Source organism: Mycobacterium sp. E787 (assembly GCF_001668725.1).
GTDB lineage: Bacteria > Actinomycetota > Actinomycetes > Mycobacteriales > Mycobacteriaceae > Mycobacterium.
In genome coordinates, this window is record NZ_LZKL01000016.1 from 117,770 (window position 1) to 138,014 (window position 20,245).

25 protein-coding genes, 1 pseudogene and 1 riboswitch are annotated in these 20,245 nt (G+C 64.2%); of the genes and pseudogenes, 13 read left to right on the top strand and 13 right to left on the bottom strand.

The genetic code is table 11. The features are described 5' to 3' along the window. Positions 1 to 111: 111 nt before the first annotated feature. Positions 112 to 1,350, bottom strand: coding sequence for a lipase family protein (locus tag A5705_RS02720; protein ID WP_082956257.1), 1,239 nt, complete (start codon positions 1,348 to 1,350; stop codon positions 112 to 114). Positions 1,351 to 1,359: 9 nt separating this feature from the next. Next, positions 1,360 to 2,301 (bottom strand): 2-oxo acid dehydrogenase subunit E2, encoded by a 942-nt coding sequence (locus tag A5705_RS26890; RefSeq protein ID WP_082956258.1) that lies wholly within the window; start codon positions 2,299 to 2,301, stop codon positions 1,360 to 1,362. 218 nt (positions 2,302 to 2,519) lie between these two features. Between A5705_RS26890 and A5705_RS02725 the strand changes: the two genes are divergently transcribed. Continuing rightward, positions 2,520 to 3,791, top strand: coding sequence for a hypothetical protein (locus A5705_RS02725; protein WP_231982349.1), 1,272 nt, complete (start codon positions 2,520 to 2,522; stop codon positions 3,789 to 3,791). Positions 3,792 to 3,905: 114 nt separating this feature from the next. Here A5705_RS02725 and A5705_RS02730 read toward each other — a convergent pair whose 3' ends face one another. Next, positions 3,906 to 4,250, bottom strand: coding sequence for a helix-turn-helix domain-containing protein (locus A5705_RS02730; protein ID WP_068275153.1), 345 nt, complete (start codon positions 4,248 to 4,250; stop codon positions 3,906 to 3,908). Beyond that, complete coding sequence (locus A5705_RS29110) at positions 4,193 to 4,465, bottom strand: type II toxin-antitoxin system RelE/ParE family toxin (protein WP_156763010.1); 273 nt, start codon at positions 4,463 to 4,465, stop codon at positions 4,193 to 4,195. The genes A5705_RS02730 and A5705_RS29110 overlap by 58 nt, the downstream gene beginning before the upstream one ends. 356 nt (positions 4,466 to 4,821) lie before the next feature. Between A5705_RS29110 and A5705_RS02735 the strand changes: the two genes are divergently transcribed. Genes A5705_RS02735 through A5705_RS02745 form a run of 4 tightly spaced genes read left to right on the top strand, consistent with a single transcriptional unit; the run spans position 4,822 to position 6,832 of the window. After that, positions 4,822 to 5,520 carry a crotonase/enoyl-CoA hydratase family protein gene (locus A5705_RS02735; RefSeq protein ID WP_068275156.1) on the top strand — a complete coding sequence of 233 codons (699 nt, stop codon included), beginning with the start codon at positions 4,822 to 4,824 and terminating at the stop codon, positions 5,518 to 5,520. A gap of 7 nt (positions 5,521 to 5,527) precedes the next feature. Beyond that, complete coding sequence (locus tag A5705_RS02740; protein WP_068275159.1) at positions 5,528 to 6,118, top strand: TetR/AcrR family transcriptional regulator; 591 nt, start codon at positions 5,528 to 5,530, stop codon at positions 6,116 to 6,118. Positions 6,119 to 6,161: 43 nt separating this feature from the next. After that, positions 6,162 to 6,434 carry a type II toxin-antitoxin system Phd/YefM family antitoxin gene (locus A5705_RS26900; protein ID WP_082956259.1) on the top strand — a complete coding sequence of 91 codons (273 nt, stop codon included), beginning with the start codon at positions 6,162 to 6,164 and terminating at the stop codon, positions 6,432 to 6,434. After that, a complete protein-coding gene (locus tag A5705_RS02745) occupies positions 6,434 to 6,832 on the top strand; it encodes a type II toxin-antitoxin system VapC family toxin (protein ID WP_068275162.1) in 399 nt (132 codons plus the stop codon). Before A5705_RS26900 ends, A5705_RS02745 begins: the two co-directional genes overlap by 1 nt. 303 nt (positions 6,833 to 7,135) lie before the next feature. Here the strand turns inward: A5705_RS02745 and A5705_RS02750 are convergent, their stop codons facing one another. Then, positions 7,136 to 8,059, bottom strand: coding sequence for an NADP-dependent oxidoreductase (locus A5705_RS02750; protein ID WP_068275422.1), 924 nt, complete (start codon positions 8,057 to 8,059; stop codon positions 7,136 to 7,138). Positions 8,060 to 8,210: 151 nt separating this feature from the next. Here A5705_RS02750 and A5705_RS02755 point away from each other — a divergent pair, with 151 nt between their 5' ends. Beyond that, on the top strand, positions 8,211 to 8,966 hold the full coding sequence (locus tag A5705_RS02755; RefSeq protein WP_068275165.1) for a triacylglycerol lipase: 756 nt from the start codon (positions 8,211 to 8,213) through the stop codon (positions 8,964 to 8,966). A gap of 148 nt (positions 8,967 to 9,114) precedes the next feature. After that, positions 9,115 to 9,960: an SDR family NAD(P)-dependent oxidoreductase gene (locus tag A5705_RS02760; protein WP_068275168.1), complete on the top strand. Its 846-nt coding sequence runs from the start codon at positions 9,115 to 9,117 to the stop codon at positions 9,958 to 9,960. Here A5705_RS02760 and A5705_RS02765 read toward each other — a convergent pair. Next, the gene (locus A5705_RS02765) at positions 9,957 to 10,886 is read right to left on the bottom strand and encodes an SMP-30/gluconolactonase/LRE family protein (protein ID WP_068275171.1); all 930 of its coding nucleotides are present in this window, start codon (positions 10,884 to 10,886) and stop codon (positions 9,957 to 9,959) included. The genes A5705_RS02760 and A5705_RS02765 overlap by 4 nt on opposite strands. A gap of 95 nt (positions 10,887 to 10,981) precedes the next feature. On the opposite strand from A5705_RS02765, the pseudogene A5705_RS28375 reads away from it, so the two are divergent. Next, positions 10,982 to 11,438 (top strand): annotated as a pseudogene (locus A5705_RS28375) (FIST N-terminal domain-containing protein); the annotation flags it as partial. A gap of 142 nt (positions 11,439 to 11,580) precedes the next feature. On the opposite strand, the gene A5705_RS02775 reads toward A5705_RS28375, so the two are convergent. From A5705_RS02775 to A5705_RS27645, 3 genes are all read right to left on the bottom strand, one after another. Beyond that, on the bottom strand, positions 11,581 to 12,186 hold the full coding sequence (locus A5705_RS02775; protein ID WP_068275176.1) for a hypothetical protein: 606 nt from the start codon (positions 12,184 to 12,186) through the stop codon (positions 11,581 to 11,583). A 56-nt stretch (positions 12,187 to 12,242) separates the two neighbouring features. Beyond that, complete coding sequence (locus A5705_RS02780; protein ID WP_068275178.1) at positions 12,243 to 12,956, bottom strand: hypothetical protein; 714 nt, start codon at positions 12,954 to 12,956, stop codon at positions 12,243 to 12,245. Positions 12,957 to 13,099: 143 nt separating this feature from the next. Next, positions 13,100 to 13,237, bottom strand: a complete 138-nt coding sequence (locus A5705_RS27645; RefSeq protein WP_156763012.1) for a hypothetical protein — start codon at positions 13,235 to 13,237, stop codon at positions 13,100 to 13,102. A 604-nt stretch (positions 13,238 to 13,841) separates the two neighbouring features. Between A5705_RS27645 and A5705_RS02785 the strand changes: the two genes are divergently transcribed. The 3 genes from A5705_RS02785 (at position 13,842) to A5705_RS02795 (ending at position 15,636) form a co-directional block, all read left to right on the top strand. After that, positions 13,842 to 14,150 (top strand): hypothetical protein, encoded by a 309-nt coding sequence (locus A5705_RS02785; protein ID WP_156763013.1) that lies wholly within the window; start codon positions 13,842 to 13,844, stop codon positions 14,148 to 14,150. A gap of 48 nt (positions 14,151 to 14,198) precedes the next feature. Next, positions 14,199 to 14,579 carry a ribonuclease H-like domain-containing protein gene (locus A5705_RS02790; protein ID WP_068275185.1) on the top strand — a complete coding sequence of 127 codons (381 nt, stop codon included), beginning with the start codon at positions 14,199 to 14,201 and terminating at the stop codon, positions 14,577 to 14,579. A 586-nt stretch (positions 14,580 to 15,165) separates the two neighbouring features. Next, positions 15,166 to 15,276: riboswitch (SAM riboswitch) on the bottom strand. Positions 15,277 to 15,426: 150 nt separating this feature from the next. Beyond that, complete coding sequence (locus A5705_RS02795) at positions 15,427 to 15,636, top strand: hypothetical protein (RefSeq protein ID WP_068275187.1); 210 nt, start codon at positions 15,427 to 15,429, stop codon at positions 15,634 to 15,636. Positions 15,637 to 15,650: 14 nt separating this feature from the next. Here the strand turns inward: A5705_RS02795 and A5705_RS02800 are convergent, their stop codons facing one another. Continuing rightward, the gene (locus tag A5705_RS02800; RefSeq protein WP_082956262.1) at positions 15,651 to 15,986 is read right to left on the bottom strand and encodes an HTH domain-containing protein; all 336 of its coding nucleotides are present in this window, start codon (positions 15,984 to 15,986) and stop codon (positions 15,651 to 15,653) included. Between the two features lie 615 nt (positions 15,987 to 16,601). On the opposite strand from A5705_RS02800, the gene A5705_RS02805 reads away from it, so the two are divergent. Together A5705_RS02805 and A5705_RS02810 are read left to right on the top strand one after the other, a co-directional pair. Then, entirely contained in the window at positions 16,602 to 17,888 is a 1,287-nt protein-coding gene (locus A5705_RS02805) for a DNA cytosine methyltransferase (RefSeq protein ID WP_068275195.1), read from the top strand. Between the two features lie 204 nt (positions 17,889 to 18,092). After that, a complete protein-coding gene (locus A5705_RS02810) occupies positions 18,093 to 18,725 on the top strand; it encodes a hypothetical protein (protein WP_197521231.1) in 633 nt (210 codons plus the stop codon). Here the strand turns inward: A5705_RS02810 and A5705_RS26905 are convergent. From A5705_RS26905 to A5705_RS02820, 3 genes are all read right to left on the bottom strand, one after another. Next, positions 18,685 to 19,146 (bottom strand): very short patch repair endonuclease, encoded by a 462-nt coding sequence (locus tag A5705_RS26905; RefSeq protein ID WP_082956264.1) that lies wholly within the window; start codon positions 19,144 to 19,146, stop codon positions 18,685 to 18,687. The two genes, A5705_RS02810 and A5705_RS26905, sit on opposite strands and share 41 nt — an antisense overlap. An 84-nt stretch (positions 19,147 to 19,230) precedes the next feature. Further along, on the bottom strand, positions 19,231 to 19,443 hold the full coding sequence (locus A5705_RS02815) for a KTSC domain-containing protein (protein WP_068275203.1): 213 nt from the start codon (positions 19,441 to 19,443) through the stop codon (positions 19,231 to 19,233). 313 nt (positions 19,444 to 19,756) lie between these two features. Then, a complete protein-coding gene (locus A5705_RS02820; protein ID WP_068275209.1) occupies positions 19,757 to 20,209 on the bottom strand; it encodes a VOC family protein in 453 nt (150 codons plus the stop codon). Between the last annotated feature and the right edge of the window lie 36 nt (positions 20,210 to 20,245).

Below are 20,245 nucleotides of genomic sequence, written 5' to 3' on the forward strand. Positions count from 1 at the left end.
ACATCCGCAGCCCGCCGCACAGCCCTCAATTTGCGGGGGATCGGCGGGCGGCGAGCAAGGCAATTTGCTTTGGCGCATCGCATTTTTGGCACGCCTGGCCGAGACGAGCCCCTACGGCAGCGGTAACGGCGGGATTGGGTTGCCCAGCAGGATCGACGAACAGTTCTGCGGCGCAGGCACATTGGCGAAGCGCTGCTTGATCCAGGCGATCGAGTTCGGCAGCCACAGCGCGAGGCTCAAGATGTGGCTGAGCGCGGCGTACTCCTCGTAGTGGACCGCCACGCCCGCCGCGCAGTAGTCGCGGGCGAGCGTGCGCACGTCGCCGGCGATCATCACGCCGTCGCCGGCGCCGATGCCCGGCTTGTTGCCCGCCGTGCCCTCGCGCTCCCCGCCGGCGCCCTGGCCGATGAACAGCGGGATCTTCGGCGTGCCGCCGGTGCCCATGATCAGCTTGTTGACCGTCTCGACGTAGATCGGGATGCTCTCGGGGGTCGGGTACTCGGGCTTGGCCAGCTGCTGCCACGTCAGGCCCGCGTACCTCAGGCCGAGGACGTCGACGATCGACGTATTCTGCAGCTCCTTGCAGATCTCGATGCCGCGGTCACTGAGATACGGCGTGAAATCGATTGCGAACGCGCGCGCGATCCCGACGAGGGCCATCGCCATGACGCCGGCCCACATCTGGCTGCCCTCGACGTAGTGCAGGTTGTGCGCCGGGTGGACGAGCACGCCGCCGATCGCCGCGCCGATCAGGTGCTGGTAGACGTCGGGTGCGTACGTCTTCGCGTATTCGGCGGCCCACTCGGTGGCGATCGCACCGCCGGAATATCCCAGCATTGCGACCTTGGCGTCGCTGTCGATGGTCGACGAGTTGAACGCGGCCCGGATCGAGTCGAGCGTGTTGATTCCGTACTCGGGACCCGCGGCGAAGTCCGCCGCCTGACCCTCGGTGTCGGGGACGATGACCGTGTACCCCTCGGCGAGGAACGGGCCGAAGACGCCCAGCTCGACGTTGGGGACGAGTCCTGCCAGCGTGGGTCGTCCGCCCGCGATCGCATACGACGGCTCGTCGTTCTGGTTGAGCGAGTCGTAGGCGGACTGATACGAGATCACCTTCGTCTTGTGTCCCAACCCCCGCGGCCGGATGACCGACGTGACATTGACGGTCGGGGTGTTCCTCTGGCCGGTCGACCGGTAGAGCAGCTGCGTGGTCTCGAGCAGCGTCGGCAAACCCACGATGTGGTACGGAACGTGGCGCGACTTCAGCACCGTTCCCGCCGTGATGTCCGGCAGCGGCTTGTCGCCGGTGTAGGAGTAGAACGGGTCATCCTTCGGATGCGGCGGGATCATGGCCTCCCCTTAAGCGTGGCGCTGCGCCTTCGACCGGCTCGGCGCGGTCGCCGGCCTCTTGCCGTTGGACCGCACGGTGGCGGGCTGCCGCTTGCGTGGCGGGATGGTCCTGGGCACCGGGTCGAAGGCGGCGGGGTCGGCCAGGTACGCGCGGAAGATGCCGGCCATCGTCGCCGCCTGGTAGCCGTCGACGAACCGGTGGTCCAGGCCGATCGACAGCGGCAGCACCGGGCGCACGACGGGTTGGCCGCCCAACGCCAACACCTTGTCCCTCACCGCGCCGATCATGATCCCGAGCGGCACATGGCAGAACGTGGGCCAGGGGGCGGCGGCCGTGTCGAGGCCGTAGGTGCCCACATTGCTCACGAGTATCGAGCCGTACGGGCGGGCTTCCAGCCCGAGGAAGGGAATGGGCAACTGCAGGCTTTCGGTGATAAAGCCCATCGCATCCATCACCGGGCGAAGGAGCAGCGGCGGCAGCCCCTTGACCATCGCCTTGCCCTTCTTGAACTGCGGATCCTCGTCGTGGCGAATGCGTGCGACGTGATCGGCGAGTTCCTTGGCGATCGCCCAGGGCGGTTTCTCGTTGATGCGGCGCACCACGGTGCCGGAGAGATCGGTGCCGGCGGCTGCGGCTCCGGATATCAGGTCCGTCCGCAGCGATACCACGAAGAAGCAGTCGACGGTCGGGGACGGCAGGAAGCCGCCCAGCACCACCCGGCCGTTAAGGCCCGGCAGCGCTTCGATGACCTTGCCGGCGGCCCGACCGACGAGGTCCATGGGGGTGACGTGCTGGCCCGTCGCCTCCCGGACCTGGCGCAGGTACTCGAGCAGCCGCGCCGCTTCGATATCCATCGTCGCCCAAATGATCGGGTCTTTCCGCGGCCGCCAGGTGGCCATGGCGACCTTCCGCCAGACGGAGAACGGGATGACGGATGGAGTGGTCCACATGATCGGAACTTCCTCTTCGAAGCAGGTACCCGAGTCTTCGCCCGGAGTCGGAATGCGGACAGAGCACAAGGTCCCCACGTCCCCGGGTGAATTCCTGCCCAACAGGCGGCGAAGCGGAAGGTTCGGCCGGAAACACGGGTGTAACGTCCGGACTCGACAGACCACCTGCTCACTCTTGGCCTGCTCGCCTGCAAGCCAACGGATTCATAGGGGATGCCGTGAGCACATCCGAGATGGCCGACGAGGTCGTCGTCTCGCGCCACGACGAGGGGTTGCTGCTCGGCGGTGACCCCGCCGCCGTCGAGTCCTACCTGGCGCGGCTGCGGGCGACCGCAGGGCAGGCGATGCGCGTCGCCGGGATCGACGGCTCCGCGCTCACGAGCGGGCTCGCCGGGCTGGCGGCGCTGCTGGCCGACTCCGGCAAGTACGTGCAGCTGCATCGCGACGGCCTCGAAGCGTTGAAGGATGGCAACCTGGTTCCCCTCAGCGACGGCATCTTTCGGTTGACGACGGGCGCCGAGGTGCTCGCGCCCCTGCAGTGGCGACCGGCGGGGCTCGGCCCGGAGGCGATGCTGTCGGCGCAGATGATCGCGGTGCAGATGGCGTTGACGTCCGCGGTGGCCCAGGTGGAGGACGCCGTGCGGCGCGTGGAGGACAAGGTCGAGTCGGTGCTCGAAGTCGCCCGCGCCCAGCGCGCCGGCGACGTGCTGGGCAATAACCTGACGCTGTCGCGGATGGTCGAGTCGCTGGAGAAGTACGGGTCGCTGCCCGAGGCGTACTGGGATTCGGTCGCGGCGCTGGGGCCTGCGCTGAATGTCACCGTCGAGCAACTGCGCAACCATGTCCGGCGCATCCTGGCGTCGTTCGATCACACCGTGGGCGTGCAGCACCGCGCCGACAAGCTGCGAAACGCGATCAACGACAACCGGCTTGGCGACACGCTGAGCCTGCTGGTAATCGCGGAAGAAGCGCTGCACAAGTGGCAGCGACTGCACCTCGCGCGCATCGAGTCGACGCAACCCGAGGAGCTGCTCCGCGCGATCGACGAAGCCCGCGAGCTCGTCGACCATCATCTCCGCGAGGACATCGACATCTACGGCAGCGCGAAGGAAGTGCTCGACCGGTTCGGGAAGCCTTCGGTTCTCGACGGCTTCCGATTCTGGGCGGTGCGGGAGCTGGCCAAACAACGCTGCGCTCTGCGCGACGAACTCGACCGTTTCGCCGAGGCCCGCCACCACCAGGTAGAGACCTGGGAGGACTTCCACATTCCGAGCGTGTTCGACGCGGCCTTCGCCACTATCGGTGCTGTCGGAGCCACCACCGGCCATGCGCTGGTTGCCGTGGGCCGCGGGCTCGTCTGGGTGGGCGGTCAGCTGGCGGGGCCGTTCCGGGACAAAGGCGCCGACGAGGGGCCGAATGTCAAGGGCGGCAAGGACTCTGAATGCCAGGCGGGCAACGCCGGGCTCGAGGAAGCCGCGTCACTGCCGTAGGCCCACATCGGGCCGCGTCGGTCACCTCCGTCCCACCAGTCACGCGGCGAAACCACTATGCGAAGTGTCCGCCTAACAGCGACTTTCAGCGACAAGCTGGTTAGTGCCGTCAGTTCAGCGCCGACTGAGCGCTTTGCGCTTGCTCGACGTAGCCCTGGTTGAGCGATCCGCGGGGCCGCCTTTGACCTTCTTTGCCGCGCGCACCGGTCGAACATCGAATGTCAGGCCGACTGGTGCGAGCATGTTGACGAGGGCATCGAGGCTGAACTTGGTGATCTTTCCGTTCAGGAGATCCGAAACTCGGGGCTGGGTCACGCGCAGACGCGCGGCGGCTTCCGTCTGCGTCCAACCTTCTTCCCTGATCCGCCGCTCGATGGCGATCATGAGGAGGCCGCGCGCGGTCAGGTTGGCGGCCTCCTCTGGGGTCTCAGCGAGGTCGTAGAACACGCTGTCAGCCATTCTCTTGCCTCCCGGTAGCGCTTCTTGGCCAGATCGATATCGGTCTTCGGTGTCCTCTGCGACTTCTTCGTGAAGACGTGAAGGACGCAGATCGTGCCGTGGAACTTCGCGACATACATAAGCCGCGCAATGCCGTCGGCGTCCTGCACTCGTATCTCGTACGCACCGGGGCCTACGGCGCTTACCGGTTTGTAGTTGTTGGGCATCAGCCCCATCTGCAGTCGAAGCTACTGCTGGCCGGACTCATACCGAATGGCCGGACGTTGCTCGCGGACGTCGTCGCGACTTGCGCCAAGCCATCTAATCGGCTTCCGAACAATGCCCACTTTATATCAGAACCAATATAGATGCCAGACGCGGAAACTCGCCCGGCACCTGACGTCGACGGCCATGACCGCATCTAAGCGCCGGACACCGACACGTAACCACGACTACGGCAGCCCGCCCGCGGCGCGGGCCGGAGGCTGCCGTGTCGGCCCAGGACGACAGACCTCGGGCTGAAATCGGCTCTTGCTTTTCGTAACGTTGTTTCGTAACGTCGATACAAATCAATGCGGCCCGAAGGAGCATCATGAGTGGACCGGTCACCTATCGTCGCGACGAGTCCATTGCGCTGATCACGATGGACGACGGGAAGGTCAACGCGCTGGGGCCGACCATGCTGCAGGCGCTCAACGAGGCGCTCGACAACGCCGATCGCGACGACGTCGGCGCGGTGGTCATCGCCGGCAACCACCGGGTGTTCAGCGGCGGCTTCGACCTGAAGGTCTTCAAAGCCGGCGAGCCACAAGCGGCGATCGACATGCTCAGGGCCGGGTTCGAGCTGTCCTACCGGCTGCTGTCCTACCCGAAGCCGGTCGTCATGGCGTGCACGGGCCCGGCCATCGCGATGGGAGCATTCCTGGTGTGCAGCGGCGATCACCGAATCGCCGCACCGGGATACAACATTCAGGCCAACGAGGTCGCCATCGGGATGGTCCTCCCCTACGCGGCCCTGGCGATCATGAAGCTGCGCCTCACGCCGTCGGCGTATCAGCAGTCGGCCGGGCTGTCCAAGGTGTTCTTCGGCGAGACCGCCCTGGCCGCGGGATTCATCGACGAGATCGACCTGCCGGAGCGGGTGCTCGGCCGCGCCCAGGAGGCCGCCCTCGAATTCACCAAGCTCGATCCCGCCGCGCATGCGGCCAGCAAGCTGCGCGCCCGCGCCGATGCCCTCAAGGAGCTGCGCGCCGGAATAGACCGCGTGCCAGCCGAACTCGGGGCCCAGTAGCAGCGGGATGCCGAGGCCCAAACAGCGCACCCCGGAGCTTCGCGACCAACTGCTGAAGGTCGCGGTCTCCACGTTGAACGAGGAGGGCCTGTCGGGGTTGACCACCCGGCGCGTGGCCGAGCAGGCCGGCACCTCGGTGCCCGCGGTGTACGAGTTGTTCCAGGACAAGCGCGGGCTGCTGCGCGCGGTGTTCTTCGAGGGATTCGCGATGCTCTCCGGCCGGCTGCTTGCCGTGCCCGAGACCGACGACGCGGTCGCCGACGTGCAGCGACTCATTCCGGTGTTTCGCCGGTTCTGTCTGGATTACCCGGCGCTGGCCCGGGTGATGTTCTCGCGGCCGTTCCAGGATTTCGACCCCGGACCCGAGGAACTCGCGGCGTCGCCGTCAATGCGAGAGATCTTCGTCGGGCGGATCAAGCGGTGCACCGATGCCGGGCTGCTCACCGGCGACCCGCTCGATATCGCACACGTATTGCTTGCTCTGGCACAGGGTTTGGCGGTGCAGGAGGGCGGCCGCTGGCTGGGCGACTCGAAGGCGTCGGTGAACCGGCGCTGGGATGTCGGGGTGACCGGGATTCTGAGGGGCTTTGCAGGCTGAAGCCTCGGCCCTCGTACTACAAATACGTAGTACAATGGCTGGCATGTCCGAAGTGCCGGTGCGTGAGCTGAACCAAAATACTGCCGGGGTGCTCGCACGGGTAAAGCGCGGAGAGCAAATCGACATCACCGAGCGCGGCGTCGTCGTGGCCCGCCTGGTCCCGGCGCAGGAAAATCCCCTAGCCGAAATGATCAGCGCGGGAAGGCTTCATCCCGCCACCCTCAGTGGACCGGCGCCACGTCTATCCGGACCGGTGAGGACTGACCATGAGGCCGGCCAACTGCTGCGCGATCTGCGAGACGACGAGCGGTATTGATGCTGTATCTCGACACATCGGCCCTGATGAAACTCATACGGCGGGAACCTGAAAGCGATGCCCTCGCTGACTGGCTTGACGCGCATACACCGGCGCCGTGGGTGTCGTCGACGCTGATCGAGGTTGAGCTCCCGCGCGCCCTGCGCCGGGTGGATCCGTTGCTGCTCGCCGATGTTCCCGCGATCGTGGCTCGAGTGGCACGCTACGAAGTCGACGAGGTGGTCCGAGCCGCGGCCGCGGCGTATCCAGACATGACGTTGCGGTCGCTTGACGCGATCCATCTCGCGACCGGGGACGCGGTGTTCGGCACCCAGTTGAGCGCGTTCGTCACCTACGACGAACGCCTCCTCACCGCCGCGGCGGCAGCCGGCCTGCCGACCGCTGCTCCGGGCCGCTGAAAGTCTGAAGTCCGAACCTTGCGGTGATTGACCTAGGTCGAGACCGGGGAGATCGGCCCGATCGCGGGCCGCAACGCGCTGCACTGATTTACCGCGTCGATGGCGCTGTTCACCGACGACGCGACATGAGCCGCGGCCTGGGCGTGGGCATCCAAAAGACGGCCAACAGAAGGGTTCAGGTACATCGGCCGTGCGGACGCACACAGTGCCGGATGACAGAGCGTCCGCGCTAGGATCCATGCGACCGAAACCTGGTGTGCCACAGCGAGCCACCGAGCACGCAACGGCTCGCGATCGGCAGCGCTACGGCCGCAGGACGATTTTGCCCCGGGTGTGGCGCCGTTCCAGGGTGCGGTAGGCGCGCTGAACGTCTTCGAGCGGAACAACTTCGGCGATCGGCACTTCCAATTCGCCGGCCGCGATCAGTGCGGCGAGCTCGGCCAGCACGGCGGCGTCGGCGGCATCCTGATTGCCGACGAACATGACCCCGAATCGCTCCAGCGCCGGAAAGTCGATGAGCGTGTCAATGCGCTGCGGTGCGATGCCCAGCTCGGTCACGGCTAAGTCGACGTAGCCGCCACCAAAGAAGTCCAACAGGGCGTCCACTCGGCCGTCAGGTGCCGCCGCCCGCAGCCTGTCCGCGAGACCATCGCCGTAATTGACGGGGATCGCGCCGTGCGCAGCCAGCCACTCATCGTTGGACGGGCCGGCGATGCCGAGCACGGTCGCGCCGGTGCGTTGGGCCAGCTGCACGGCTATCGTGCCCACCCCGCCGGCGGCGTTGGCAATGGCGACGGTGTCACCGGGCGCCAACGCGACCGAGCGGACCGCGGCGTATGCCGTGGTGCCGGCCACGAACAGGCCCCCCGCGGCTTCCCATGACACCGCCGGCGGCTTGGACGTGAGCTGACCGGCGGGCACCACCACGAATTCGGCCTGGCTGGCTCGGTCGTTCGTGAAACCCAGCACCTCGTCGCCCACGGAGAAGGCAGCGACGCCGGTGCCGACCTCGGCGACGACACCGGCGAGATCACTGCCCTGCCCGGACGGAAATGTCGCCGGGAAGATCTGCTCCATTGCACCCTGGCGAATCATCGCCTCGCCCGGGTTGATGCCGGCTGCCTTCACCTCGACCAGCACTTCACCGGCACCAGGTTGCGGGCGGGGAACCTCGCGTACATCGAGGACGTCTATACCGCCATAGCGATCGAATCGCACCGCTTTCATGCGCTGTCCGCCCTCCGCTTTTTGGGTGTTGCGCGGCACCGGTGATGATCCAGGTTGTGAGTGGGATGCTAGTCGTGACGCGCCAGTCACCGCGTGCAGTAAGGAGACACCGATGTCCGCTGCTTTTGATCGAGCGGCCGAAGCCGCTGGCGTGCCCGATGCCGTCGGCGCGACTGCTCCGGGCAACCTGCTGCGCGCCGGAGAACTGCGGGCCATTTCCGAATACCTGGTGGCGCAGCTGTCCCGTGAAGTAATTGCCCGCTGGCCCCACGGCGACGGACACCCCGTGCTGGTGATTCCCGGGTTTCTGGCCGGTGCGCGATCAACACAGTTCCTGCGCAGCGTCCTGCGCCAGCTGGGATATCACGCTCACGACTGGCGACTCGGTGTCAACCTGGGGTACCGGCCCACCATGAACGACCAGCTGCCGGCGCGTCTTCACCAGCTAAAGTCGCGCCACGGGCGGCGGGTCAGCATCATCGGCTGGAGCGCCGGCGGCATCTATGCCCGCGAGTTGGCCCGCGCATTCCCCGAGGATGTGCGGTCGGTGATCACCTTGGGTTCCCCATTCCGCGGCGACCACCGTACTAACCACGCCTGGCGCATGTGGCGGCTGCTCAACCGCGGCCCGAGCGCCACCGCGGTCGTCTCGGAAGCCGGCCGCATCAGGCGCGAGCAGCCGTTGACCGTGCCGACCACCTGCATCTACAGCAAATCCGACGGCGTCGTGGCCTGGCAATGCTGCACCAGCCTGCCCGCGCCGCGCACCGAAAACATCGAAGTCCATGGCAGCCACTGCGGATACGGGCACAGCCTCGAAACCCTCTACGTGATCGCCGACCGCCTCGCGCAACCTGAAGGCCACTGGCAACCGATGCAGCGTTCCGCCGATCAGGAGCCGCGGTAAGCCACGAGGTGGTCCGGCCCGTCCGACGCTTGCATCCAACAAGTTCCGGTAATTGACACCGGTCGAGGCTGTCTCAATACTCCACCAGTACGACCGTCGGCCAGCACCGGTCCGAGGCTGACTGGTTGGGGCGCAAGGGAGGTCGGTCGTGATCGATTTGGGACTATCCGGCAAGCGCGCCGTGGTGTCGGGTGCGGGCTACATCCCGGAGCGCGCGGGCCATGGCTGGTTCACGTCGCTGGCCCTCGCCGAGGCGGGCGCGATGGTGGCCTGTATCGACATCGACGAGCAGCGCGCGCATCGCATCGTCGACGAGATCGCCGGCCGGGGAGGCAAGGCCGTCCCGATCGTCGCCGACATGACCGACCCCGTGCAGGTCGGTCGGGCGATCGACGACGCCGTCGCGGCGCTGGGCGGGGTCGACGTGTGCGTCGACATCATCGGCGGTGCCACCTGGTCGAAGGTCGAGGAGACCAGCACCCAGTTGTGGGACGCGGCGATCCACTACAACCTGACCCAGGTGTTCTACCTGTTCCAAGCCGTCGGGAGGTACATGATCGCGCAGCGCAGCGGTGGGTCGCTGGTGGCGATCGCCTCCGTCGACGGCATCGCGGCGGCGACCTACCACGCCGCCTACGGCGCCGCCAAGGCCGGCGTCATCTCGCTCGTCAAGACCTTCGCCGACGAACTGGGACGGTACGGCATCCGCGCCAACGCCGTCGCGCCCGGCAACGTGGGCACCGGCAACGAGGACCAGCCGCCAAACGAGTACGCCGTCAACGGAATCAATCCACTGGCGGCGCCCCGCGCGCATGACATCGCCAACGCCGCGTTGTTCCTGTCCTCCGAGCTGGCCGCCCGAATCACCGGTCAGACGCTCGTCGTCGACGGCGGTGCCACCATTCGGCAACTATGGGACCTGTCCGCATCGAGGATCCCGTCCAACCCGGACGACGCTCTGCCCGACTTCATGCGGCCCGGGCCGTCGGGCTAGCGCTGGTGGATGAGCGGCAGGCCCGGCACCGAGCTCCTGCCCTTGAGCACGTACGGCGTCGCGATTGAGCCGATGTAAATGTCGCGCATGTGGTGGCCGCCCCAGGCGATGCTGGTCGGGCCGCTCAACAGCGTGCCGTCGGGGTCTTCGATCACGGTTGTCGCCCGCCCGTCCGGGCTGATCGCCACGATCCTGTTGGCGAGAACCAGTGTCACCCAGAGGTTTCCCTCGGCGTCGAACGCACAGCCGTCGGCCATCCCCCACCGGCGGCTTGTTTCTGGGTCAGCCATCAACCGGGCCTGGTCGGGACCGAACTCGTCGGGGCGCCGGCCGCCCAGCGGCGGCCCGAATCGCTCTGCCGGGCCGAGTGTTTCGCCGCGGATCGGGAACCGCACCACGTCAGCGGCTACCGTGCGGACCACATACAGGTAGTCCTCGTTACGATCCAACGCCATGCAGTTCGGGAAGTTCACGTCATCGGCGACCACATGCGCCGATCGGCGATCCGGTGCGACCCGGAAGAGAAACCCATCGGCGGTGCCGCGGGCGATGGTGTCGAGGAGGTCGTCGGCCATCGTGCTCACCGAACACCACAGCGCCCCAACGGAATCCACCAGAACAAAGTTCAACCATCGGAGCGGACGCCCATCAAGGTGTCCGCTTAATATCACTTCGATCGCGCCGGTCTGCGGGTCGAGGTCCTGCAGCACACCCAGGCCCCAGTTGGCGATCAGGAAGTGGCCGTTGCGATCGATCGCGATCCCGTTCGGCTCGCCGTCCGCGTGACCCATACGCCGAACGGTGTTCTCATCGATGATTTCTGCGACAGCCGAGGCCTTGTCGGAGGCGAACACCCGGCCGTCGCTCGCCACCAGGACGTGTTCGGGGCGATCCACGCCTCGGCCGATGGCATGCAGACCGGTCACCCCAATGTCTGTCTTCCCCTTTCCCGTCATCGACGCCTCTCGTGGACTTATCGGAGTCCGAGGTCAGGCTAGCCGAGGCGGCGCATCATGGAAGGGTGCGCATTGCAGTCGGGGTTTCCACTGCGCCCGACGAGAGGAAGGCCTCGGCGGAGGCCGCCAGCGCACGCGCGCGACGAGCTCGCCGGTGAGGCGCCGTCGCTGGCCGTGATATTCGGATCCCGAGCACACACCGACAAGGCCGTGGCGGTCCTCGACGCCGTGCAGCGGACGGTCGAGGCGCCGGCCTTGATTGGTTGCGTCGCCCGGGCGATCGTCGCCGGCCGCCAAGAGGTGGAGGACGAGCCCGCTGTAGCGGTGTGACTGGCGTCCGGCCTGTTCGCCGAGACGTTCCGGATGAACCTGATCCCCAGCGGCTCGGGTGGGCTGCTCGCGGGTTACCGATTCGACCAGGCCGCGTACGATCTGCACCTGCTGCTACCGGACCCGTACACATTCCCCTCGAAGCCGCTCATCGCGCATCTCAACACCGTGCTGCTGGGACAGGCCGCCGTTGTGGACGGCCTACTGTTGACGGTCTGCGGACGATACGGCTACCCACGATGCTCCTTCCAGCTGCTAGCCTCCCATGCACAACGAGGGTGGGCCTTGTTTGGAGAGGCCCACCCTCGCGCTTGATGAGGCGCTGCGCTGAGAACTATTCGAGTGCTCGCCCAGGATCCTCCCAAGACTCCACGTCGATAACCGTCGGGTCGTCGGGTTCGGGCGCGTGCAGGGCCTTGACGTCGGCGACCGCCTGCTCCACGCTGTCCAGCTCTTTGAGCAGCGGCTCGGCGTTTTCCTTCCAGTAGGGATCGCGGCTCAGGAATTCCCCGATAAGTCGCACCGTCTGCGCGGCCAGGTTCAGGTCCTGTTGGCCTTTCAGGATTGACGAATAGGGATCCAGGGCCCGCTCCCGTGCCGTACGCTCACGCCGTAACGTGTTCTCCCGGGTCTTCAGCTCGCGGTCCATCAGGCCCAGATTCCTCGCCGCCCGGGACTTGGCGTCGGCGGCCATCCGCTTCTTCACGCCCGCCCACACCTCGCGGTCCTCGACCAACTCCCAGGCCTTCTCGATTTTCTGCTCGGTGGTCAGGCTCTTCGCGGCCAGCGTGTCGCGGGCCCAGATGTGCACCCGCTGCACGGTGTTCTGCCCCACCCCGAACTGCGCCGCCAGCTCGGCGCGTTTGACCGGCTTGCCTTCGGTGACCAGCGCCGTCACCGCCGCCTTCAGCTCGTCGGTGACTTTGCGGGACCGGCTCATCGTGTCAGTGGGAAAAGGGCGCGGTTTCCCGCGCCCCTTCCCTTTCGCTGGGGCCATTAGCCGTTCTCGCCCGAGTTGAGCGCCGTCTGCGCCGCCTTGCTGGGCACCGCCAACGGGACCTCTTTCCTGGCCTCACCCAGGAACTTGGCCGCCTGGGCGGTCAGCTCGGCCCGAATCGCGGGCTGGCGGTTAACCACCATGTCCAGCTGGGCCTGGTAGCGCTTGGCTGCCTTGACGTACTTCGTCCCGGCCGGAGCGCAGTAGTACTTCAAGACCAAACCGTGGTTTGAGCTAGCAAAACGCACCTGAGTCTTCTTGGACTCCTTGCGGCGCACCACCGGGTTGAAAAACGGTCGCATGGTGGTTGCCTCGCACAACACCAGCTTCTCTTCCTCCAACCCGCGCTGCACGTAGCCGCTGACCGAGCCGGTCGTGTAGCCCCACAGGTCCTGCATCAGGATCAGCGCGGCGGTCTGCTCGTTGATGTCGCGGCTATCGAACTGCGGCCCGTTGGGCATCAGCTCGCCGTACAACTCGGCCATCGAGAACGCCTTGGAGGTCTCGATCTCCTCCTCGGTGTCCACCTGGTGATTGGCGACGACCGCCGTGAACACCGCTTCCTTGGCGGCCTGCGCATAGGGCTGCAGGATGCCCTGGATGCGCGTGCACCAGCCCACATTGATCAGGGCCTGGTCACAGATTTCCTTGACTTGCTCGTCGTCGGCCCCCAGCTCTTCGGCGGTGGGTTGGACGAATTCCGGAGTCGACAAAATAGCCTCCTTCAAGTTCCCCGCTCAGGTAATCCGCACTGTGGGCGGCCTGACGTAGGATCAGACCAGCCTGCCAGCGGATTTAGCTGGCGTCAACCTGACAGGTGACCAGGTATTACCTGAAGGTCGACGGCCCTTGGAGATCATCGGTACAGCCCGTCGTGGTCCTTGGTCACCAGCCAATCGCGCCCCCCGGCCACCGGATCAACCTGAGGAGCGAAGTGGTCGATCAGCATCACCCGGGCACTTTCCTCGTCGGGCCCGGAGGTTTTGGTGGCCAACCCGGCGCGGACTGTATGCGCCTGCGTCCAGTGACTGGATGTGGTCGGCGGACGGTGAGCGCGTTGACGACCGCAACATCACACTGGTTCGAGGACGCTATGCAGTGGGCTCACTACACGCGGATGCTGCAATCATGCGGCTATCACCCCGTCGACGAGCTGCTGATTGGGGCGATCATCGGAACGAACCAGGTGAGAATCGTGCCGGAAATCCCAGCGGAACTTGTGCTGGCTTAGCACTACCTTGCCGAGCCAGTCGGCTCTACGTACTCACGGCGCCGCGGCAAGGCGAAGCGTTCAGTGCTGGAACGTTACGACCACGAGAATGCATTTCGCGTAAAGGTCGCGCATGGGGACTCTTGAATCGTCGGTAGCCCTGGCGACCCACGGCCGCTAGTCACACCGATAGGACAGGCCGAGTGTTGGTCCTGCCCCTACAAGACTCCGTGTGCCGAAAAGACGAGAGAAGATCCTTCTTCGGCAATCACGGTCGGCAGGTTGGACATTCGGCAGTGGCTTACATTGCGCTCGATGGGCATCACCACGACATTAAGATCTGGCCGAGGTAAGCATCGAGGACGCAACGTTTTTCGCCGCTTACGCTGTGGAACTCACCCACCATAGCCCCGACCAGATCCGCAAACGTCTTGCCGCCGCAGTCGAACGTGCCGCAATGATTCGCGACGGGATCGAGTTCTGGCCTTCTGCTGACAGCCTGCTCAAGATTCCGACGGCAAGCGTGGAGATCGACGTGGACGTCGAGTCGGACCAGAACAACCGCGTCTATATGTGGGGAGCTCGTGTTCGTAGAGGCACCGACGACGCCACGGCCGTCTACAGTCCCGACTTCACCGTTTGGGAGCCGCTGGACCCGAAATCGGAATACGCGCTCGCCGAGCGGTTCTCGCAATAGCTACGCGAGCAGCGGGCTATCGCTGAAGCACGCGGTGCGACACTTCGGGTGTTCCACTGGTCGCACCCGGAGTGGTCGAATCTGAAGCGCAACCTCGGCTCAGATGCCGTGCGCGACCTGATCGGCGAACATGAACGAGGCGAAGAGGAAGACGCAGACGAAGGTGTGTTCATCGACCTTGAGAAGGTGTTTAAGGAACACTTCACCGCCTTGCATGGAACCAGCATCAAGAACGTTGCGCCGTTGTTCGAGTTCCACTGGCGTGTCGAGGACGCGGGGGGTGCAATCTCGCAGACTTACCTGTCGGCAATGCAAACCTCGGTCGACCCCTCCGAAGTGATCGCAAAGGCGTGGCTGCTGTCGTACAACGAGGACGACACCATCGCCATGGCCAGGATTCGCGACGGAATGCGCGGGTGGCCAACCTGATTCATGGGATGCCGTTGGCAGTCGGTGGACTATACGTGCGGGCGAGATGTCAGGTGTCCTCAACGACATTCCGCCGGCTCGGTTTGTGATCGAATCAGCTGCCTCTGCGGGGTCGATGATTCTAAGTCTCGCCGCCATGTCGTGGGCGGAATAAGCCGTTTGAGACTTGGTGGCGTCGTGCATTCTCAGCAGCTTCCGGGAGGCGGCCGCGCATGTCGTAACCTATAGCGTCGAACCAGTTGCAGCCGATGCATGCCGCCTGCGCGATCCACTGCACCGCGTCGAGAACCACGCCGGGATGTCTGGCGGCCCAGGCCGCTGGATCGTTGCCGTGGACCGATTCGTATGCGTAGCGAAGGACTCCGCGCTGGTCCCAAAGCCGGGGCGACATTCACGCCGGTCGACAACCCTTAAAGCTGATCCAAGAAGTTACCAAGCGCGGCGGAAAAAGGCCGTCCCAGTATGCTTCCCAAGCGCCTCCTCCACCGCCTGGACGAGTTGAGTGTATTAATCGTTGTCCCGAATAGCCGTTGTTGTGCTTCGCGGAGCGGTCATAGCAGGTCCCGTCGTGGGGCCTCCGCAAGAGGAGGCGCTCTTACCAGCGCGGGTAGCGCCAGCCGCTTCGTCATCCGAGCCACCCACGAGCTTGGGGTTGGCGTGTAATCCAGTCGGAGTTTGACGACGACATCTCATAAAGCAGAAGCAGGATAACGCTCCGATCCGGCCTCGACTCGCTGTCCTAAAGAGCTCATCGGAGAGATGCGCCTAGTGCCCGCGCGTCGCCAAACTCAAGCGGGGTGCAGAGATTCAGTGTTTGTCAGGTCGATGACAAGCTACATTCCCGGATGTGGGGTATCTCAGCGACCTCGACAAGCCCAACCTCACTGAGCAGCAGTTGTATGAGTACCTGCGCTACGAGGAAGATCTGCCGGTCACCCGACGCTCAATCAAGTACGCCGTGATGCGCCGCGAGATCGTTCCCAGGAGAATCGGTCGGAGCAACTATTTTTCCAAACCTGACGGACTCGACTGGGTTGCATCGCGGAAGCGGCGATAGGAGAAAGCAATTCGTCAGTCCAGGTCGTCGCCGCCCTTGCTCCCGACGCGACCTTCAAACATTGCCGTAAGCAGGTCCGCTACGGTCAGCGGCTCCTCCGGTTGTGCTTTCGCGAAATACAACCGCCGGACGCCGTTGTCCATATCGCGCAACTGGTATTCCGTCACCAGGGCTGCCTTCTTCAGCCGCTGAATCGATGACCGGATCGTCGACTCTGAGACGCCAAGATGCTGCGCCAGGTCACGAACCGATGCCAGCGACACTTCCCTCGGGTCCGATCCATCTGGCAGTTCGCTGTGTTTTGGCCAGTTCAGGTCCAACGCCTCAAGCACTCGGTAGTCGATATTCATTGATCCTCCTTAGCGGTGGTGAGGCGCACGGCGGCGCACAATGAACGGCCGTTACGGCTTACGCTCAGCTCCGCTCGCTCCCCGGCTACCGAGCAGCGGTTCATGCATAATCGGCGAACCCAGAACGAGGTCCGGTTTGGACGATCTCACCTCGGCGTCGCATGAATAGGTGGCTGCAGTTCGTGCACCGATACCAACGCGCAAACTCAACAATGCGCTCGCCCATGCCAACTAAGCGCAGATCTCCCTGGCACGCCGGGCACTGCGCGAGCAAGCGTTCAGCATGCTCGTCATCGCGCCACAGCTTTCCACACTCGGGACAGTCGAACCGCACGCCCGACCGCCACACTCGCTTCTTCGCCCCTTTGGGGTCCATTGCTCATACCACTCCTGTCCGGCTCCATAAAGGCACGCTAACAGCGGATTGACCTCACTCTACTGGCCGTTAAGGCCGCACGTCACGGTCGAGTTAGGGGGATGACCTGGTGCGTCGCCGATGAAGCCGAGCCTGTCAGAGCCGCGAGCCGCAAACCTGTTGCAATGAGCAAGAGAGCATGGCGGCGGGAGCGGCGAGTCTATCGGAGTCTGTCAGCGGTCCCGTCTATCATCCGCAAGATGCTTGCTAAGCACGCTGAACGGCCCCTCGTAGTCGATCTATTCGCCGGTGCCGGTGGTTTATCCCTTGGCCTCGAACAGGCGGGTTACGACATAGCCGCCGCCGTTGAATTGGATCCGGTCCACGCCGCCGTGCATGAGTACAACTTCCCGTACAGCTCTACCTTCTGCCGGGATGTAGGCACCGTGACCGCTCAAGAGATTAGGTCCAAGTCGGCTCTCGACTGTTCAGAGCTGCATGCGGTTGTCGGAGGTGCCCCATGCCAGGGGTTCTCTCTCATAGGCAAGCGGGCGCTGGACGACCCGCGCAACCAACTGGTAATGGAGTTTGCGCGCCTCGTTCTAGAGCTGCAGCCGCGCTACTTCGTCCTCGAAAACGTTGCTGGCCTGACCGTTGGCAACCATCGGAAGTTTCTTGACGAGGTCGTCGACCTTTTCGACGACGCCGGATACCGGGTTCTCACGCCGTATCGCGTGCTCCAAGCTGCGGAATTTGGAGTACCCCAGTCGCGGCGTCGCCTGTTTCTGATTGGCGCTAGGAGCGATGTCGACCTGCCGTCGTACCCAACTCCTACGCATACCGCTGGCAGCATGCGCGGAGTGGCGCAGCAGGGATTTCTGCCGCTATCGCCCACGGTGTGGGATGCTATCGGCGACTTGCCGGACGCCGACGAGTTTGACGAGCTCATCAACGGAGACTCAGTCATCGCCAAGTTCGGCAAGCCTTCGGCTTACGCCGCCCCTCTGCGCGGGATTGAGCGGGAACCGACCGACTTCTCACATCTCCGCGTCTTTGACGAGAAGCTGCTGACTTCGTCGATGCGCACAGAGCACACGGCACTATCACAGACACGCTTTGCAAAGACCAAACCCGGCACTGTGGAGCCGGTGAGCCGTTTTCTGCGCCTGCACCCTGAAGGCATCTCCAATACACTTCGGGCCGGCACGTCCTCGGACCGAGGTGCGTACACATCGCCGCGACCGATCCATCCCACCTTGCCAAGGGTGATCACGGTGCGTGAGGCCGCACGATTGCACGGATACCCTGACTGGTTCAGGTTCCACATGACGAAGTGGCATGGGTTCCGGCAGATTGGGAACAGCGTTCCTCCCCCATTGGCGCGGGCTGTAGCGGCGAGCTTGCTCGACGCCGACAAGGTGGTCCGAACAGTGGGAAGAATCCTCGACGAAGATCGCGATGAGAAACTGCTCTCCTACAACGCGGGCAAGGCCGAGCGCCATTTCGGCATAGAGGACCGGGTAATCCCGCAGCGAGATCGAAAGTGAACTGTCCCGATGCCTAGAAGGACGCCCCGAGAGTCGGGCACCTACGTCAGGATCATCTCGCACATCTTTGGCAACAGATATGTCGAGGGTGACGCTGAAGTCTCCTTCCCACGCCAGGACATACCCGACGCAGCGGATGCCCTCGGACTGGACCGACCGGCGAACTACGGGGACGTAATCTACACATTCAGGTACCGAGGCTCTATGCCGAACGCCATCGACGCGAAGGCGCCAGCGGGCAAGCAGTGGATCATCCGTGGAGATGGGCGCGGGCGGTATAAATTCTGCGCCGTCTCCGAAACGGTAGTGATCCCATCGCCGACTTTGGTGGTCACCAAGGTGCCCGATGCAACGCCGGAAATTATCCGCGCCAACGCTCTTGGAGACGAGCAGGCGGTTCTCGCACTCGTGCGATACAACCGGCTGATCGACACATTTCTCGGTCTGACCGCGTACTCGCTACAGAATCACCTTCGGACAACGGTGCCCTCGATGGGACAGGTGGAAGTCGACGAGATATATCTCGCGGTGGATACGCACGGCGTGCAGTACGTGCTCCCCGTCCAGGCTAAGGGCGGAAATGACGTGATCGGCCTCACCCAGATCGAGCAGGATGTCGAGGTTTGCAAGAACAAGTTCCCCGATTTGGTTGGTCGGCCCATCGCGGCGCAGTTCATGGGATCGGTGATCGCGCTATTCGAGTTGGCAGTCCAGAATGAAGAGCTGGTGGTGGTGAGGGAAGCGCACTACGAACTGGTGCAGTACGACGACATCACACCCGAGGACAGAGAACTGTTCAGGATTCAGGCGCAGCTTCCGCCGGTCGATTCGTCGTAGTATTCGACGCACGGACGACCTCCACGATCTGGGCTGCTACGTCGCCGGGGGGATCGTGCGCCCAGAATCTCAGCACTCGCCAGCCGAGATCTTCTAGACGGCTTGTTGTTTCGGCGTCCCTTGCCGAGTTAGCTTCGATCTTCGGGTTCCAGTAATCACGGTTTGACTTGGAAGGCACGTAGTGAAGCGGGCAGCCGTGCCAAAAACAACCGTCGACGAATACGGCTACCCGAGCTTTGGGGAACACGATGTCGGCAGTCCGCCGAAGCCCGACGACAGGCCGAACGTTCACGCGGTAGCGGAGTCCGGCGGCGAAGAGCAGCCGACGCACGGCTAACTCTGGTCGGGTGTCTCTGGAGCGGTTCCCTTGCATGACATTGCGTGCCCTGTCCGAAGTCGCCCAGGAGTGGCCCCTACTCATCCATCCATGGGAGCACACCTCGACGCATTCATGACGCTTCACGTTGCGCCTCGCCGCTCCCTACCGGCTTGGCCAGCGGCTAGATCATTTGGTTCTACGAGTGACAAACGAGTCGACTATGTGCTTGTGCAGGAACTTGCCGTGCGAGTCCGCCGACATGAGCTGGCGATACAACAGTTCGGGAACGTTGTCGTATTCGTAAATCCATCCGTTCCGAAACTCCACCTCAAGAATATGGCGGTGCTTGTCATAACCGATGCTGTGGATGATCTGGGACTCCACGACCTCACGACGCATGAGATGCCAACCTGCTCATTGACCTACCTTAGGGCGGCGGTCGTAGGCTATTCGCTGCAGCGGATCGCCACCCGGAGTGGTTAATCTCAGAACCTTGCCCGGTGTCGCCGGGACAAGGGCTCAGCGAGCCGGCGCCACACCCATAGGATCAGCGATGAAAGTAACGGCTGTGTCCAGGGAGCCGGTGAGTATGCAGCATGGTGAAGAGAAAGTCGCCTGTGAAGTGGGGCGGGCGGGGCTCGAACCCGAGGCCACCGGATTATGAGCCCTTTGCCAGCGGCCTGACTTTCTCCCGCCTCGAAGCAAATCCACCTTAAGGCCGAGGCGGCAATGCCGACAACCACCCATCCGAAAGCAACTCCAATAACTGCCCATCCGGATCCCGAATCATCGCCATCGCTTCCGTCACCGTCCCGTCGACCACCGCTCCCCCGAACTCCTTGACCTTCTCCAACGCGCCGGCGAGATCGGACACCGAAAACGAGATGTGCGTCAGCCCAATCTGATCCATGACGCGTTCCGATCCGACGTGAACTTGACGCTTCGAGTAGTCCATGAGTTCGAGGACAAAGCCGTCGCGCACTAGATAGGTCGCATGTACCCCGAGCGGCTCGGGAAGCTGCACCAGCTTGGCGGTGGGGCCGTCGGGTGGGTCAAGCTCCCACCAGAACTGAAATCCGAGCACGATCTCGTAGAACCGCCGCGACCGCTCGCGATCGGAGACACATAATCCGACATGGTTGAACGTCGTCCGGTGACTGCTCATCGCGGCCTTTCTCAACGAACCCACGGCGTAATATTG